The sequence below is a fragment of the Variovorax sp. genome (assembly GCF_035634955.1).
Classification (GTDB): Bacteria; Pseudomonadota; Gammaproteobacteria; order Burkholderiales; family Burkholderiaceae_C; genus Variovorax.
Window position 1 is genome coordinate 68230 of record NZ_DASQBZ010000024.1, and the last position, 16743, is coordinate 84972.

Below are 16743 nucleotides of genomic sequence, written 5' to 3' on the forward strand. Positions count from 1 at the left end.
TTGGAGACACAAGCGAGATGAACGCCGAGAAGTTCACGCCCGGCACGGCACCCGACCCGCGCCGGGCACCGCGCGAGTTCCTGCAGCACCTGTACCGCGCCGCGGTCGACCGCGCACTGCCGCTGTCCACGCTTGGCCGGCACCTGCCGCCGCCGCCCAAGGGCCGCACGGTGGTGTTGGGCGCCGGCAAGGCCGGTGCCTCGATGGCGCAGGCGCTCGAGGCGCTGTGGCCGGCCGACGCGCCGCTGTCCGGGCTGGTGGTCACGCGCTACGGGCACATTCCGCCGCGGCCCGAGGGGCTGGCGCAGCGCATCGAGATCGTCGAGGCGGCGCACCCCGTGCCCGACGCCGCCGGCATGCAGGCGGCCGAACGCATCCTCGCGCTGGCCGGCGGCCTGACGGCCGACGACCTCGTGCTGTGCCTGATCTCCGGCGGCGGCTCCGCGCTGCTGGTGCTGCCGGCCGAGGGCTTGACGCTGGAAGACAAGCAGCGCATCAACAAGGCCCTGCTGGAAAGCGGCGCCAACATCGGCGAGATGAACTGCGTGCGCAAGCACCTGTCGCGCATCAAGGGCGGCCGCCTGGCCGCGGCCTGCGGGCCGGCCAAGGTGGTAACGCTGACCATCAGCGACGTGCCGGGCGACGAGCCGGCAGTCATCGCCAGCGGCCCGACCGTGCCCGACGAGACCACCTGCTCCGACGCGCTGGCCATCCTCGACCGCTATCGCATCGAGATTCCGGCGCCGGTGCGCGCCGGCCTGGAAAGCGGCGCGCTGGAAACACCCGATCCCTCCGACCCCGTGTTCGCGCGGCACGAGGTGCACCTGATCGCCACGCCGCAGCAGTCGCTGGAGGCGGCGGCCGAGGCGGCGCGTGCCGCCGGCATCGAGGCCCACATCCTCAGCGACGAGATCGAGGGCGAATCGCGCGAGGTTGGCAAGGTGCATGCCGCGCTGGCGCGGGCAGTGGCGCGACGCGGTGCGCCGTTCGCACGGCCATGCGTGATCCTGTCGGGCGGCGAGACCACCGTGACGGTGCGGCCGCGGCAGCCGGGCCAGCCCAAGGGCAGGGGCGGGCGGGCCGGCGAGTTCTGCCTGGGCCTGGCCGGCGCGCTGATGGCGCAGCCGCAGGTGTGGGCGCTGGCGGCGGACACCGACGGCATCGACGGGGTGGAGGACAACGCCGGCGCCTTCGTCACGCCCGACACGCTGGCGCGGGCGGAGGGCGCGGGCAGGAAGCTGTCAGAGCATCTCGACCGCAACGACGCCTACGGTTATTTCGAGGCCATCGGCGACCTGCTGGTCACCGGGCCGACGCACACCAACGTCAACGATTTCCGCGCGCTGCTGGTGCTCTGACGTCGCCGAGGCGGGCGTCAGCGCACGTAGCGGTCGACGTATTCGCGCCCGAGGCCGTTGGCCTCGTAATGGGTGCGGCACATCTCGATCTTGGTGAACACGTCCTCGTAGCCGGTGTGCTTGCCGTCTTCGTCCACGTACACCATGGCGCCGTGGATGTTGAAGAAGGTGATCATCTCCTGCGCGCCCGAAGCCTCGTCCACCACCAGCGTGTGGATCTCGCCCGGCGGCTCGTAGACGAACGAGCCCTCGGTGGCCACCCAGTCGTGCTCCAGGTAGCGCCAGCTGCCCTTGATGACGTAGCCGGTCACCCAGGACGGATGGATGTGGCGCGACAGCACGCCCGACTTGCGCACGCGCAGCAGGTTGCACCAACTGCCGGTGACGGTGTTGAGTAGCAGGGGGCGGAACCAGACGTCCTTGGCCTGCGGGACCCAGACCCTTTCGTCTTCGGGAATGGCGACTTCGGCGATCTCGGGCTGGATGCCCGGAAGCTGCACGATCATGGGGTGTACTCCTGGTCTTGTCTTGTTCAGGTGACGAGGTAGCCGCCGTCCACCGGCAGCACCACGCCGGTGACGAAGCCGGCGGCCTCGCTGGCGAGGAATACGGTCGGCCCCGCCACGTCCGCCGGGGTGCCCCAGCGGCCCAGCGGCGTGCGCGCCAGGATCGGGCCGGAGCGTTGCGCGTCGTCCTGCAGTGCCTGCGTGAGCGGCGTGCCGATCCAGCCCGGGGCGATCGCGTTGACGCGGATGCCGTCGACCGCATAGGCGATCGCCAGGCTCTTGGTCAGTTGGGCGACGCCGCCCTTGCTGGCGCTGTAGCCCGGCACCAGGCCGCCGCCGAAGAAGCTCAGCATCGAGGCGGTGTTGACGATGCAGCCGCGCGTGGCCGCCAGCAGCGGGCGCGCCGCAGCGCACACGCGCATGGTGCCGGTCAGATTGATGTCGATGGTGCGTGCGAACACCTCGGGATCGTGCTCCGCACTGCGCTGGATCACGCCCGCGCAGTTGACCACCACGTGCAGCATGCCGAGCGACCCGACCGCCTGCTGCACCGCCTGCGCGTCGCGTACGTCGAGCGCCCGGTACGCAATGCGTGGATGCGACGGCGCCCGCGCGACCTCGTCGGCGGTTGCGCCGGTGGCCACCACGGTGTCGCCCAGCGCCGCGAAAGCCTGGGCGATGCCTTGCCCGATGCCGCTGGTGCCACCGGTGACGAAGATGCTGCGGCTCATGGTTCGATGTGTCCTTTTGTCGGGAAGCGGGGGAGTGTCGCAGGTTGCCGCCGCGCACGCCGGCCGCACCGCAACCGTGTATCGAATGGTGACTTTGGAAATAGCATGCGCCGAATGCCCCGCACCCGCGGGCGGCGCCGACGGGCTTTAGCGCCAGCGTGCCACGCGGCATGGCCTGCAAAGCTAACATCCGCCCTCATGCCACTCACTTTGCAGACGCCGCCGGCGTCGCCTGACGCCCCGGTGGCGCCCCGACCCATCCGTCAATCCGCTTCCCTTGCCGTGCTGCGCAACGGGCCCGGCGGGCTGGAGGTGCTGCTGCTGCGCCGCGCCGACAAGCCGAACGACCAGAACAGCGGCGCCAGCGTGTTCCCCGGAGGCCTGCTCGACGCGCACGACCGGCACCTGCATGCCCACTGCACCGGCGCCGACGCTGCCGCCAGCCTGCGGCTGTGCGTGGACGGCGGCGGGCTGGACTACTACGCAGCGGCCATCCGCGAATGCTTCGAGGAAGCCGGGCTGCTGCTGGCTTGCGACACCGCGGGCGGTTGCGTGGCGCTCGACGGGCTGCTCGCGACGCAGCTCGAGGCCATGCGCGCCGCCGCGGCCGCCGGTACCGATGCCCTGTTGTCCGTGTGCGATGCGCAAGGCTGGAAGCTGGCGACCGACCGGCTCGAATACTTCGCGCACTGGATCACGCCGCCCGGCATGCCGCGCCGGTTCGACACGCGCTTCTTCCTGGCCGCGCTGCCGCCCGGGCAGGCGGTGCGGGTCGACGGGGTGGAGATCGTCGAGCACACCTGGCTGCGGCCGGCCGAGGCCATCGCGCCCGGGCGCGGGCTCAAGCTGATGAACGTGACGCGGCGCATCCTGCAGCACCTGGCGGGCTTCGGCTCGGTCGAGGAGTGCATGGCGCAGGCGAGGGCGCAGGCCCGCGTGCCGCTGAACATGCCGCGCCTGGCCAGCGGGCCGGGCGGCAAGCGGCCGGTAAACATCGAGGAAGCCGCGTGGGCCGAGATCGGCTACCTGGATCCGGACGGCCGCGGCGATGCGCGCCACACGCTCGAAGGCGGCCTGGTGATGGCGCTGGCGCCGCGTGTCTGGCGCGTCACGGCGACGGCGCCAGAGGGCACGGCGGCCGGTGGCGACGCCCCGGCGCCGGGCGCGCACAGCTACCTGATCGGCGACACCGAGAGCGGCTGGACGCTGATCGATCCGCTGCCGGCAGACGCGGCCCAGCTCGCGCGTCTGCGCGATGCCGCGCCGGGCCTGGTGCTGCGCGTGCTGTCGACGGCCGGGCCATGGCCCGACGCCGAAGCCGCCGTGCTGCGCGAGGTGTGGCCGCAGGCCGACCTGACGCGCCACGCGGCGGGCGAAGTGCTGCCGCTGGCCGGCGGCGCCCAGCTCGAAGTGCTGGCAGGCGCGGGCGATGCCGGCGCCCGTTGCTACCTGCTGCGGCCCGAGGGATTGCTGTTCACCGGCGAGCATCCGCCGGGGCCGGCCGATGCCTTGCCGCCGGACGCCGCGTGGGTCGCGCCGGCGCGCGGCTTCCTGAACGGCGTGCGCGTCCTGCCGTCCTGAGCCGGGGCGCGTTCGGATGGAAACCACCGGCCGCGACAACGCTTTCGCCGACCTCTACGGCGCGCTCTGGCGCCATGCCGAGGGCGCGCGCGGAGTTCTGGTGTCGGCCATGGGCCTGCTGGTGGGCTCGCAGTTGCTGCGCCTGGCCGTGCCCTGGCTGGCCGGCCAGGCGATCAACGCCCTGCAGGCCGAGGCCTTCGGCGCGTCGGGCCGGTGGATCGCAGCGCTGGCGGTGGTCTATGCGCTGGCCTGGGGCCTGCACGGGCCGGGCCGTATCCTGGAGCGCAACGTCGGGCTGCGCGTGCGCGAGCGCATGGCCGACGAACTCTATGCACGCATCGCCGCGGCCCCGCTGACGTGGCACGTGGGCCACCACTCCGGGCAGATGCAGCACCGGGTGCACCAGGCCAGCCGCGCGTTGTCCGACTTCGCGCAGAACCAGTTCGTCTATCTGCAGAGCCTGGTCAACCTGGTCGGCCCGCTGGTCGCGCTGACGCTGCTGTCGCGCCTGAGCGGCCTGCTGGCGGTCGCCGGGTACGTGCTGATCGCGTTCATCGTGCTGCGCTTCGACCGCGCACTCATGGCACTCGCACGGCGCGAGAACGACGCGGACCGGCGCTACGTGTCGGCCCTGCTCGATTTCCTCTCGAACGCGCAGACGGTGATCGGCCTGCGGCTGTCCGCGGCCTCGCGCACCCTGCTGGCGCGGCGCATGGCCGCGATCTCGGTGCCGCTCAAGCGCACGGTGCTGCTCAACGAAGGCAAGTGGTGCGCGGTCGACCTGCTGGGGCTGGCGCTCACCTGGGGGCTGGTCGTCGTCTACGTGTGGCAGTCGCACGCGCCGGGGCAGGCGGTCATGCTGGGCTCGGTCTTCATGATCTACCAGTACGCGCAGCAGGCCGCCGGCGTGGTGGGGTCGATGGCGATGAACTTCCAGTCGTTCGCGCGCATGCACACCGACCTGGGCAGCGCCGCACCGATCTGGGGCGCGCCGACGCGCGAGAACATCGACGGAGAGGAGGGCATCGACGCCAGCGTGCAATGGCAGCGCCTGGACGTCGAGCAACTGACGTTGCGCCACGCGCCGCGCGGCGCGGCCGAGCCGCACTTGCCGCAGGCCGATGCTTCGGCGGTACGGCCCGCGGCCGAACCGGTGCCGGACGATGAGCCTGCGCGGTACTCCGGCCTGCGTGGCCTCGACCTCGGCCTGCAGCGTGGCCAACGGGTGGCACTGGTCGGCCCCAGCGGCGGCGGCAAGAGCACGCTGCTGCGCGTGCTGGCCGGGCTCTACACACCAGACGGCGGACGCCTGCTGCTCGACGGCCAGGCGCAGCCGTGGCCGACGCTGCGCCACATCGCGACCCTGATTCCGCAGGAGGCGGAGGTGTTCGAGGCGAGCGTGCGCGAGAACCTGGATTTCGGCCTCGGCGTTCCCGACGCCGACCTGGAGGCCGCGATCCGGTGCAGCAGCTTCGACGAGGTGCTGCCCAGCCTTGGCAACTCGGTCGACACGCTGGTGTCGGAGCGCGGCGGCAGCCTGTCCGGCGGGCAGCGCCAGCGGCTGGGGCTTGCGCGCGGCGTGCTGGCCGCACGTGGCAGCTCGCTGCTGCTGCTCGACGAGCCCACCAGCGCGCTCGACGCCGCCACCGAACTTCGCGTGCTGCGCCGCATCGCCGAAGCCTTTCCGCAGGCCTGTATCGTCGCATCGATCCACCGCCTGAGCCTGCTGCCGCATTTCGATGCGGTGCTGCTGGTGGAAGCGGGCCGCCTGGTCGACAGCGGGCCGCGCGAAGAAGTGCTGGCGCGCCAACCGGGGCTGGCGGCAATGGCGCGCGGCGCCACGGCAGCAGCCCGGCCCGGATGACGAGTGACCGGCGCTATTCCTTTTCCCAGAACGCCCGCGTCACGCCCTGGCTGCGCATCAGCGCCACGACCTTCTCGCGCGGCAGCACGCCGCAGCGCCGGGCCCATTCCTCGTAGGCCTGCTTCATCTGCGCCACGCGCTCGGGATGTTGCGCGGCGAGGTCGTTCAGTTCGGTGCGGTCGGCGGCCAGGTCGTACAGCTCCCAGTCTTTCGGATAGTCGCGCACCAGTTTCCACTGCCCGATGCGCACCGCCGCGTTGCCCTCGTGTTCCCAGAACATCGGCGGACGCTCGGCGCCGTCCGCGTCGAAGGCGCTCTTGAGCGAGTGGCCCTCCAGGGGCAGGATGGCGCGGCCTTGCACGTCCTTCGGGTACGCCGCGCCGGTGACGTCGCAGACGGTGGCCATGATGTCCGGCAGGTAGCCGGGGCTGTGGCGGATGCCGCCGGCCTGGGCGATGCCGCGCGGCCAGTGGAAGATCAGCGGCGTCGAGATGCCGCCTTCGTGGATCCAGTGCTTGTACAGCCGAAACGGTGTGTTCGACAGGTTGGCCCAGGCCTGCCCGTAGCTCTGGTAGGTGTCCTCCGGCCCGGGGGCGACGGCCGGGTCGTTGCCGAACCTGACCGGTCGTCCGTCGCGCGTGTGCGAGCGCGCGATCATCAGCTTGTCGACCACTTCTTCCAGCGTCACGTCCTGCGGGATGTTCTCGGCGCAAGCGCCGTTGTCGGACAGGAAGATCACCAGGGTGTCGTCGAGTTGGCCGGTTTCCTCCAAGGCCGCGATGATGCGGCCGATGCCCTGGTCCATTCGGTCGATCTGCGCGGCATAGACTTCCATGCAGTTGGCCAGCCAGGCCTGGTCCTGCGCGGCGGTCCAGGGCGGCTGGCTCGGGTCGCGTCCGCTGAGCTTCCATTGCGCGTCCAGGATGCCCGAGGCGACCAGGCGCTCCAGGCGCTGTTCGCGCAGGCGGTCCCAGCCTTCGTCGAACCGGCCCTTGTACCTGGCGATGTCCTCGGGGTGCGCATGCAGTGGCCAATGCGGCGCGGTGTAGGCCACGTACTGGAAGAAGGGCGTGCCGGAATGCTCGGCCTGGTGGCGGCGCAGGAACTTGACGGCCTCGTCGCTGATGGCGTCGGTGTAGAAGAAGCCCGGGGCGCGCGCCTCGTGCTCGGCGTTCTCGTTGCGGCGGGTGAGGGTGTTCGGATCGTAGAAGCTGCCCGCGCCGATGATGGTGCCGAAGAAGTCGTCGAATCCGCGCTGCATCGGCCACGAGTCGGTCGGCTGCTTGAGGTTGCTCGACACGTGCCACTTGCCGCTCAGGTAGCTGCGGTAGCCGGCCGGCTTGAGCACCTCCGCGATGGTGGCGCAGCGCTGGTTCAGGTTGCCGGCGTAGCCCTCGGGTCCCGAGTCGTACGTGAGGATGCCGATGCCGGTCTGGTGCGGATGCAGCCCGGTGAGCAGCGAGGCGCGCGAGGGGCTGCAGCGCGCCGTGTTGTAGAACTGCGAGAAGCGCAGGCCGCCCTGGGCCAGCCGGTCGAGGTGGGGTGTGCGGACCTCGCCGCCGAAGCAGCCGATGTCCGAGTAGCCCATGTCGTCGTTCAGGATGAGCAGGATGTTGGGGCGTTGGCTCACGGTGTTCTCCTTCGTCAGTTCAGCCGCTCGCCGCTGGCGCGGTCGAACAGGTGCGCGGCTTCCGGTGCGAAGCCCAGTTGCGCGGATTGGCCTTCGCGCAGCGTGGGCTGCCCGTCGGCCTTGACCTTCAGCCGCATGTCGCCGCTGCGCAGGTCGATCACGTGGTGGTCCCCCAGGTCTTCCACATATTCGACCCTCGCCGCGGTGCCCTGCGGCGCGATGCGCAGTTCACCCGGGCGCACGCCGAGCATCACCTCGCGCGGTTGCGCGGTGCTGGCGCCGACCGTGTGCGACGTGCCGCCGAACTCGACGCTGTCGCCGCGCCAGGTCGCGGGCACCAGGTTCATCGGCGGCGTGCCGATGAAGCCGGCCACCGCGATCCGCGACGGCCGGCTGTAGATCTCGCGCGGCGTGGCCACCTGGACGATGCGCCCGTCCATGAACACGGCGACGCGGTCGGCCAGCGTCATGGCTTCCTCCTGGTCGTGCGTGACGTAGACCGTGGTCACGCCCAGGCTGCGTTGCAGCTGGCGCAGCTCCAGGCGCGTTTCCAGCCGCAGCTTGGCGTCGAGGTTGGACAGCGGCTCGTCCAGCAGGAACAGGCGCGGCTGGCGCACGATCGCGCGCGCCAGCGCCACGCGCTGCTGCTGTCCGCCGGACAACTGCCCGGGCCGGCGCGCCAGCAGGTGGCCGATGCTCACGCGCGTGGCGGCATCCTTGACGGCCTGCTCGATCGCCGCGCGCGGCGTGCCGACCATGCGCAAGGGAAAGCCGATGTTCTCGGCCACCGTCATGTGCGGGTAGAGCGCATAGCTCTGGAACACCATGGCCACGTCGCGTTCGCCCGGGTCGGTATCGGTGACGTCCGCATCGTCCATCAGCACGCGGCCGCCGCTCACGGCCTCCAGGCCAGCCAGGATGCGCAGCGTCGTGGTCTTGCCGGAGCCCGAAGGCCCCAGCAGCACGAAGAACTCGCCCGCGCGTATCTCGAGGTCGACCCCGTGCAGCACGGTCGTCTCGCCATGCCGCTTGACCACGCCCTGCAGGCGCACCTTGCCCTTGTCGCTCATCGGCGGCCGCCTCCCTTGACGGCGCCCACCGTCAGTCCCTTGACGATGTGCCGCTGCGCAGCCAGCCCCACCAGGATCACCGGCGCCATGGCCAGCATGGCCCCGGCCGCCAGGCGCGCCCACTGGGTCTGCTCCACGGAAATGAAGTTGAACATCGCGACCGTCACCGGCCGCACGTGGTTGCCGCCGAGCACGACGGCGAACAGGAATTCGTTCCATGCATTGAGGAACACGAACACCGTCGTCACCGCCATGCCGCCGCGCACCTGCGGCAGGATCACGTACCACAGCGTGCGGAACCGTCCCGCGCGATCGAGCAGGGCCGCCTCTTCCATCTCGTAGGGAATGTCCTCGAAGTACGACACCATCAGCCAGATGGCGAAGGGCAGCGAGAACGTCAGGTAGGTCATGACGAGCCCGGGATAGCTGTCGAGCCCGCCGGTTCGCTGCATCACCAGGTAGTAGGGAATGATCAGGCCGACCGGCGGCAGCATCTGGGTGGCCAGCACGTAGAAGCCGCTGGCGCGCCGGCCCGGATAGCGCAGCCGGGCCAGCGCGTACGCCGCCGGCACCGCGAACAGCATGGTCAGCAGCGTGGCCGAGCAGCTCACCACGGCGCTCGACCACAGGTTCGGCAGGATCGAGCCGCTGCCGAACAGCACCTCGCGATAGTTGGACAGCGTGGGCGTGAAGATGAACGTGGGCGGGTAGGCCAGCACGTCGCGCTCAGTCTTGAAGGACGTCAGCAGCGCCCACAGCACCGGGAACACCCACACCGACACCAGCAGGCCGGCCACCACGTAGAGCATGGCCGTGCGCGACATGCGGCGCAGGTTCACGGCGCGGCCCTCCGGCGCCGGAACAGCAGCCAGGACACCGCCATCGTGATGGCCAGCAGCACCATCGCCAGCGCCGAGCCATAGCCGATGTTCAGTTCGGTGAAAGAGGTGCGGTAGGCGTACAGGTTGAGGATCTCGGTGGCGGTGCCGGGTCCGCCGCCGGTGGCCGCGAAGATGGCGGCGAAGGCCGACAACGCCGTCATGGTTCGCAGGATGACCACCATCACCACGGCAGGGCGGATCAGCGGCAGCGTGATGTGCCGGAAGCGCTGCCAGGCGCTCGCGCGGTCCAGGCGCGCGGCCTCGTAGATGTCGGGCGGGAGCGTGGCCAGCGTGGCCAGCAGCACCAGGAATGCGAACGGCGTCCATTGCCACGTGTGGATGGCGATCACCGAGATCAGCGCGAGCTGCGGATCGCCCAGCCAGTTGTGGCTGCCCAGGCCGAGCGCCCGGGTCACCAGGTCCACCAGGCCCACGTCCGGCGACAGCACCAGCGTGCGCCAGAAAAGGCCCACCACGACCGGCGCGAGCACGATCGGCAGGATGGCCGCCACGCGCAGCAGGCCCTGGCCGCGCGGGATGCGCAGCACCAGCAGTGCCAGCGACAGGCCGACCAGCACCTGCAGCACCACGGTGGACGCGGTGTAGACGGAGGTCAGCACGAGCGAGTTCCAGAAGCGCGGGTCGCCGCCGAGCTTGGCGTAGTTGTCCAGTCCCGCAAAGCCCTTCACCCACGGCATGCCCAGGTCCAGGTGCTGCAGGCTGTTCCAGGCCAGGAACACCAGCGGCGCGGTGGTGGTCAGGACGAGCAGCACGAGCGCGGGGGCGAACAGGGCGAGCGCGAAGCGCCGCTCCTGGCGTTCCAGCGACCCGGCGGCTGCGGGCGCGGCGACGGTCATCGGGGCAGGGCGGCGTCAGGCCTTCATGATCTGGGCGATGCGCGCCTGCGCCTCGTCCAGCGCCTCCTGGGGCTTCTTCTGGCCGACCAGTGCCGCCTGGATCGCGGTGGCCATGGTGTCGCCGATGGCCGGCCATTGCGGCACGCGCGGACGCCATTCGACGTCGGTGTCGTGCTCCAGGGATTCGAGCGCGGCCGGAATGAAGTTGTCGCCGGCGTCCTTCATCGCGGCGGCGAACTCGGGCGACTTCCACAACGACAGGCGGTTGAGCCCCGAGCGTTTGGCCGGCCCGCTGAACTTCCACGACGTGCGCGCCTGCGTCTCGGCCGATGCGGCCCAGCTGATGAACAGCCAGGTGGCTTTCTTCTGCTTGTCCGTCAGCGCGGCATTGATCGGAAAGCCCCAGTTCCAGATCGAGGTGACGGCCTTGCCGGCCGGGCCCTTGGGCCAGCGCGCGTAGGCGACCTTGCCCACCACCTTGGACTTCTCGGGGTTGGTGATGACGGCCGCGGACGAATGCGCGTCCAGGTAGCAGGCCACCGTCCCTTGCGAGAACGCGTCGGCGATGTCCGGCCAGTTCCAGTTGCGCACGGCCGGCGGGGCGTACTGGTCGAGCGCGCTCACGTACCACTGCAGTGCCTTCACCGCTTCCGGGCTGTTGACGACGATGCTCTTGCCCTGGAACCAGCTGCCGCCGAAGCCGCGCAGGATCGACGGGTAGATGTACATGTTCTGCCCGGCGCCGGCGAAGCCGCGCATCGCCAGGCCGTACATGCGGTTGGCCGGATCGTTCAGGGCCTTGGCATTGGCCAGCAGCTCTTCATACGTGGTGGCGGGCTTGAGGCCCTTGGCGGCATACAGGTCCTTGCGGTAGACCTGCACCGTCACCTCGCCGTCGTAGGGCATGCCGTAGAGCTTGCCGTCGATCGAGTTGGCATCGCGCCAGGCCTTGAGCACGTCGTTCGCGTCGAACCACGCGGCATCCGTCAGGCTCGCGTCGCCCAGGTACTTGTCCAGGGGCTCGACCCATTGGTTGGACACGTACAGCGGGTAGTACATCGGGTCGGCGGCATGGGTGGCGTAGGTGCCGGTCCTGGACGACAGGTCGAGCATGGCCTTCTGCCGGATCTGCCCCGGCGGCACCTTCTCGGCCCGCACCTTGATGCCGGTCAGCGCCTCGAACTGCGGCAGCAGCGACAGCAGGTTCTCGAAATAGCTCGCCGGGATCACGGCCACCGATATCTGCTCGCCGGCGACCTGCCGCCAGTCGATCTTGGCGCTGCGGTAGGGCGCCACATCGGGCTCCTGCGCCAGCGCGGCGGGCGCCCATCCGGTGGCCAGGCCGGCGGCGCCGAGCGCGGCCGCCTGGCCGATGAACTTCCTGCGGCCGGCCTGGGCCGGGTCGTTGGCGTGATCCATGGCGTGTCTCCTTCGATGCGTTCAATCGGCGGAAATCGTCATGCAATCGATTACATGACCGTCGCAGTCTAGGGACGCGTCGCAGTCTCGCGAACCCGGGATTTCCCGGGCGCCACCTATGTGGATCCGTGAATGCTTGCTGTACATTCGATCGCCACGGGGGTGGTGTCCACCTCATGGAATCGATTGCACGAAAGGTTGGCTGTACGCCCCGCGCCATGGACCGCGAAGACCCCCCCCCGCCGCCCGCACAGAAGGCCCGCTCCGGCGCCAAGGACGTCGCGCGCCTGGCCGGGGTGTCCACCGCCACGGTCTCGCGCGTGTTGAACAAGTCGGTGCAGGTCGACCCGGCAACGCGGCAGAAGGTGCTCGACGCCGCGGCCAAGCTGCGCTACGTGCCGCATGGCGCCGCGCGCATGCTGCGCAGCCACCGCAGCATGATGATGGGCGCCATCGTGCCGTCGTTCGACTACGCGCTGTATGCGCGCACCACCAGCGCGCTGCAGCAGCGCCTGGACGCGCGCGGCTACGCGCTCGTGCTGGCCGAGCACCACTACGACCTTGCCGCGGAAACGCGCATCGCCGGGCAGCTGGTCGAGCGCGGCGTGGACGCCTTCGTGCTCGTCGGGCTGGACCACGAGCAGGCGCTGTTCTCGCTGCTGGAGGACTATGGCCGTCCGTACGTGCTGACCTGGGGCGTGGACCCGTCGCGGCGGCACCCCAGCATCGGCTTCGACAACCGGGCGGCCACCTACCAGGTGGGCCGCCACCTGATCGCCTTGGGCCACCGCCGCATCGGGCTGCTGAGCGCCCCACTGGAAGGCAACGACCGGGCCCGCACCCGCGGCGAGGGCCTGCGCGCCGCGCTGGCCGAGGCCGGCCTGGCGCTCGATGCGCGCCACGTGGCGCACGCACCCATTTCCCTGCCGGCTGCCGAGGAGGGCATGAACCGGCTCCTGGCCGCCCCCGAGCGGCCGACCGCGGTGGTGGCGACCAACGACGTGTTTGCCGTGGGCGCGATGATGGCCTGCCGCAAGGCGGGCCTGCGCATTCCGCAGGACATCTCCATCACCGGCGTCGACAACACCGACCTGGGCGCCACGCAGACGCCCGGCCTGACCAGCGTGGCCACGCCCATCACCGAGATCGGGCGGGCCGCCGCCGACCAGCTGGCAGCGCGGCTGGAGGGTCAGCCGTTCGAGCCGTTCCAGGAATACCCGGTGCAGCTGGTCCACCGCGGCAGCACGGGCGCGCCGGCGGCGGCCCCGGCCCCGTCCGGACGTGCCGGGCGCGCCGGAACAGGCGGCAGGAACTCGCGGCCCGCCTAGCTCGCAGCGGGTGCGCGCGCCGCCCTGCGGCACACGAGCAGGATCTCGTCCACGTCGTCCGTGGGCAGCATCCCCTGGGAGAAATCGAGCGCCTTCTGGAACCGCAGGCCGAGCGGCATGATGGCCCGGTTGTAGGTGCCCATGGCCAGGTCGCGATGATTGTTGAGCCACCACATGCCGAAGTCGACCAGGCGCGACGAGCGCGGCTGCATGCCGAACACCGCGCTGCGTTCGACGACGAGGTCGTTCTGCGCCAGCTTCGCGAGCAGGCCGTCGGGTTCGTAGCGCCGCTTGTGGCCGACGAAGTCGTCGAACGGCGTCCAGCGCGACGGATGCAGCGGCGTCGAGATCAGGACGGTCGCGCCCGACCTGGCCACCCGCGCCAGCTCGGACAGCGCGCCGTCGCCGTCGTCTACATGCTCGACGATGTCGAGTGCGCACACGAGATCGAATGCCGCGTCGGCGAAGGGCAGTGACGTGACCTCGCCCTGCAGCACCTGCGCGCCGCGTTCGCGCAGCGCCGCGAGCGCCGGTGCGCTGATGTCGACGAAGTGCGTGCCGGCGATCGGCAGCCGCGGCCGCAGCCCTGGCCCGACCTCGAGCCGTTGCTCGCGACCGGGCAGCAGGGATTGCACGAGCGGCCAGGTGTTGAAGCGCTGGGGCTCGACGAGCCTGGCGCCGGACCAGAGCGCGTCGTAGAACTTTCGGTTGTGGTCGAGCAGCGTGCCCGCGTCGGGCTTCTGCAGGGGCTGGCGCTGCGTCATCTCAGGACTGTATCAGCGGCCGCGCGCGGCCAGCTCGTCCGCGCCAAGCACGAATCGGGCGTTGTTCGTCAGCCGCTGGATGGCCAGGTCGATGAAGGCGCGGACGCGTTGCGGCTGCGCCGAGCGGCTGCCGTAGTACACGAAGACGCTCGAATCGTCTGCCATGTGGCGCGTCAGCAGCGGCACCAGGCGGCCGGCGCGGATGTGCTCGGCGGCAATGACGCCGGTGAGGAGCCCGATCACGTGGCCGGCCAGCACGGCCTCGGTTTCCAGCGGCTCGTCGTTGATGCAAAGCGCCGGAATGACCGGGTGGCCGATCCGGCTGTCGTGGATCTTGACGTACCAGGGCAATATCTGCCCCGTGCCCGGACTGCGGAACGCGCTGCAACGGTGCGCCGCCAGGGCGTCGAGGCTGTCGGGCGCGCCGTACTTCGCGATGTAGGCCGGTGCGGCGCAGATGATGAGTTGCAGCGGAAAGAGCCGGCGGGCGATCACGCCCTCGGCCGGCGACAGGCCGACCCGGAAGCCGACGTCCACCCGGTCCTCGACCCAGTTGCCGATGCGGTCGTCCAGTTGCACATCGGGCTGCACCTGCGGATAGAGCCGGCAGAACTCGTCCAGCAGTGGCCAGAGCACCGGCGCGAATGTCGAGCGGGGGCCGACGATGCGCAGGGGCCCGGCAATCTCGTCCTTGGCGCGCTGGGCCATCAACAGCGCGCGCTGCAGCCCCAGCAGCGCGGGCTGCGCGGCCTCCAGGAACTGCCGGCCCTCGTCGGTCAGTGACAGGTTGCGCGTGGTTCGGTGGAACAGGCGCACGCCCAGGTGCTTTTCCAGCTGCGCCAATGCCTGGCTCGCGGCCTGGGGCGTCAGCCCTTGCGCGGCGGCTGCCTGCCGCAGGCTGCCCAGCTCGGCCGCCTTGGCAAACGTGGCGATGGAACGAAGTTCGTTGATGGGCATGGGGTGTCCGTGCGCTGTGCGGGCCGATCCTTGAGCGGTTCATTATCAATAGCAAATTGATAGTCCTTCAAGGTGGCAGGCGCTATTCGGCGGCCGGGTGCTTCCCTAGAGTCGGCCGGGTGCACTGCACACACGATCCTTGCCGAGCCACCCGCTCTCGCGCCTGTGTCGAGATGAATCGAGAGCCCCCACCAGACCCGCACCATGAGCACTGAAGAACGATTCCCCATCTCCAGGCGTGGCCTGCTCAAGGCCGGCGCGGCCACCGCCTCGATGCCGGCGCTGGCTGGCACGGCGGCTGCCGCGCCGGTTCGCGACACCGCGGCCACCGCACGTACCGAGATGCCGGTCGGCCTCGTGGTCAATGGCCAGCAGCGCACGCTGGTGCTGGACACGCGCACCACCTTGCTGGACGCGCTGCGAGAGCACCTGCATCTGGCCGGCACCAAGAAGGGCTGCGACCACGGCCAGTGCGGCGCCTGCACGGTGCTGGTCGAAGGGCGCCGCATCAACGCGTGCCTGACCCTCGCCGTGATGCACGAAGGCGAGAAGATCACCACCATCGAGGGGCTGGGGCAGCCTGGCAACCTGCATCCCATGCAGGCGGCCTTCGTCAGGCACGACGGCTACCAGTGCGGGTACTGCACGCCGGGCCAGATCTGCTCGGCGGTGGGAATGCTCGACGAGATGGCGCGAGGCGTTCCTAGCCACGCCACGGAGGACTTGAATGCCGCACCGCAGATGTCGACCGTGGAGTTCCGCGAACGCATGAGCGGCAACATCTGCCGCTGCGGCGCGTACAGCAACATCGCCGATGCCATCGCCGAAGTGTCAGGAACAAAGCCATGAAGGCGTTTACCTATGAACGCGCGAGTTCTCCCGCGCAGGCGGTGAGCGCGGCAGCGCGCATGCCTGGCGCGCGCTTCATTGCCGGCGGCACCAACCTGCTGGACCTGATGAAGCTGGAAATCGAGACGCCGACCCATCTCGTCGACGTCAACGGCCTGGGCTTCGACAGGATCGAGGCAACGCCCGACGGCGGCCTTCGCATTGGCGCGCTGGTGCGCAACACCGATCTTGCGGCCGACGCGCGCGTGCGGCGCGACTACGGCGTGCTGTCGCGCGCACTGCTCGCCGGCGCGTCCGGCCAACTGCGCAACAAGGCGACCACCGCCGGAAACCTGCTCCAGCGAACGCGCTGCCCTTACTTCTACGACACCAACCAGGCCTGCAACAAGCGCAGGCCCGGCAGCGGATGCGCGGCCATCGGCGGCGTCAGCCGCCAGCTGGGCGTGATCGGCACCAGCAGCGCCTGCATCGCCACGCACCCGAGCGACATGGCGGTTGCCATGCGCGCGCTCGACGCAACGGTGGAGACGGCAGGGCCGGGCGGCGCCCGGCGCACCATTCCGATTGCGGACTTCCACAAGCTGCCTGGCAGCACGCCGGAGATCGAGAACGCGCTGCAGCCGGGCGAACTCGTCACTGCCGTGACGCTGCCCCCTCCCGTGGGCGGCAAGCACGTCTACCGCAAGGTGCGCGACCGGGCCTCCTATGCGTTCGCGCTCGTGTCGGTAGCGGCCATTGTGCAGCGTGACGGCAGCGGGCGCGTCGCCCTCGGCGGCGTCGCGCCCAGGCCCTGGCGGTTGGAGTCGGCCGAGGCGCAGCTGCCGCGTGGCGCCGGTGCCGCGAGTGCGGCACTGCTCGCCGGCGCCACACCGACCGGGCAGAACGAGTTCAAGCTGACCCTGGTCGAGCGCACGCTCGATGCGGTCCTGGCCGAAGCAAGGAACTGAG

At 70.5% G+C, this 16743-nt stretch carries 15 protein-coding genes; 6 read left to right on the forward strand and 9 right to left on the reverse strand.

The genetic code is table 11. The features are described 5' to 3' along the window. Positions 1 to 17: 17 nt before the first annotated feature. Positions 18 to 1358, forward strand: coding sequence for a glycerate kinase (locus VES41_RS13275; RefSeq protein WP_324817596.1), 1341 nt, complete (start codon positions 18 to 20; stop codon positions 1356 to 1358). A gap of 17 nt (positions 1359 to 1375) precedes the next feature. Here the strand turns inward: VES41_RS13275 and VES41_RS13280 are convergent, their stop codons facing one another. Together VES41_RS13280 and VES41_RS13285 are read right to left on the reverse strand one after the other, a co-directional pair. After that, positions 1376 to 1864: a 2,4'-dihydroxyacetophenone dioxygenase family protein gene (locus VES41_RS13280; RefSeq protein WP_324817598.1), complete on the reverse strand. Its 489-nt coding sequence runs from the start codon at positions 1862 to 1864 to the stop codon at positions 1376 to 1378. Positions 1865 to 1890: 26 nt separating this feature from the next. Then, complete coding sequence (locus VES41_RS13285; RefSeq protein ID WP_324817600.1) at positions 1891 to 2595, reverse strand: SDR family NAD(P)-dependent oxidoreductase; 705 nt, start codon at positions 2593 to 2595, stop codon at positions 1891 to 1893. Between the two features lie 198 nt (positions 2596 to 2793). Between VES41_RS13285 and VES41_RS13290 the strand changes: the two genes are divergently transcribed. Then, positions 2794 to 4176: an NUDIX domain-containing protein gene (locus tag VES41_RS13290; RefSeq protein WP_324817603.1), complete on the forward strand. Its 1383-nt coding sequence runs from the start codon at positions 2794 to 2796 to the stop codon at positions 4174 to 4176. A gap of 16 nt (positions 4177 to 4192) precedes the next feature. Then, positions 4193 to 6040 carry an ABC transporter ATP-binding protein gene (locus VES41_RS13295; protein ID WP_324817605.1) on the forward strand — a complete coding sequence of 616 codons (1848 nt, stop codon included), beginning with the start codon at positions 4193 to 4195 and terminating at the stop codon, positions 6038 to 6040. Positions 6041 to 6053: 13 nt separating this feature from the next. Here the strand turns inward: VES41_RS13295 and VES41_RS13300 are convergent, their stop codons facing one another. The 5 genes from VES41_RS13300 to VES41_RS13320 are packed head-to-tail and all read right to left on the reverse strand — an operon-like array spanning position 6054 to position 11897. Continuing rightward, a complete protein-coding gene (locus VES41_RS13300) occupies positions 6054 to 7670 on the reverse strand; it encodes an arylsulfatase (RefSeq protein ID WP_324817606.1) in 1617 nt (538 codons plus the stop codon). A 14-nt stretch (positions 7671 to 7684) separates the two neighbouring features. Next, on the reverse strand, positions 7685 to 8740 hold the full coding sequence (locus tag VES41_RS13305; RefSeq protein WP_324817608.1) for an ABC transporter ATP-binding protein: 1056 nt from the start codon (positions 8738 to 8740) through the stop codon (positions 7685 to 7687). Beyond that, the gene (locus VES41_RS13310) at positions 8737 to 9579 is read right to left on the reverse strand and encodes a carbohydrate ABC transporter permease (protein ID WP_324817610.1); all 843 of its coding nucleotides are present in this window, start codon (positions 9577 to 9579) and stop codon (positions 8737 to 8739) included. The genes VES41_RS13305 and VES41_RS13310 overlap by 4 nt, the downstream gene beginning before the upstream one ends. Further along, positions 9576 to 10478: a sugar ABC transporter permease gene (locus VES41_RS13315; RefSeq protein ID WP_324817613.1), complete on the reverse strand. Its 903-nt coding sequence runs from the start codon at positions 10476 to 10478 to the stop codon at positions 9576 to 9578. The genes VES41_RS13310 and VES41_RS13315 overlap by 4 nt, the downstream gene beginning before the upstream one ends. A 15-nt stretch (positions 10479 to 10493) precedes the next feature. Further along, positions 10494 to 11897, reverse strand: coding sequence for a sugar ABC transporter substrate-binding protein (locus tag VES41_RS13320; RefSeq protein WP_324817615.1), 1404 nt, complete (start codon positions 11895 to 11897; stop codon positions 10494 to 10496). Positions 11898 to 12115: 218 nt separating this feature from the next. Here VES41_RS13320 and VES41_RS13325 point away from each other — a divergent pair, with 218 nt between their 5' ends. Next, on the forward strand, positions 12116 to 13225 hold the full coding sequence (locus VES41_RS13325; RefSeq protein ID WP_324817617.1) for a LacI family DNA-binding transcriptional regulator: 1110 nt from the start codon (positions 12116 to 12118) through the stop codon (positions 13223 to 13225). On the opposite strand, the gene VES41_RS13330 is transcribed toward VES41_RS13325, so the two are convergent. Beyond that, on the reverse strand, positions 13222 to 13989 hold the full coding sequence (locus tag VES41_RS13330) for a class I SAM-dependent methyltransferase (RefSeq protein ID WP_324817619.1): 768 nt from the start codon (positions 13987 to 13989) through the stop codon (positions 13222 to 13224). The two genes, VES41_RS13325 and VES41_RS13330, sit on opposite strands and share 4 nt — an antisense overlap. 12 nt (positions 13990 to 14001) lie before the next feature. Next, positions 14002 to 14946, reverse strand: a complete 945-nt coding sequence (locus tag VES41_RS13335) for a LysR family transcriptional regulator (protein ID WP_324817622.1) — start codon at positions 14944 to 14946, stop codon at positions 14002 to 14004. A gap of 204 nt (positions 14947 to 15150) precedes the next feature. Here VES41_RS13335 and paoA point away from each other — a divergent pair, with 204 nt between their 5' ends. Next, entirely contained in the window at positions 15151 to 15795 is a 645-nt protein-coding gene (gene paoA / locus VES41_RS13340) for an aldehyde dehydrogenase iron-sulfur subunit PaoA (RefSeq protein WP_324817625.1), read from the forward strand. Continuing rightward, entirely contained in the window at positions 15792 to 16742 is a 951-nt protein-coding gene (locus VES41_RS13345) for a xanthine dehydrogenase family protein subunit M (protein WP_324817628.1), read from the forward strand. The genes paoA and VES41_RS13345 overlap by 4 nt, the downstream gene beginning before the upstream one ends. The last annotated feature ends 1 nt before the right edge of the window (position 16743 follow it).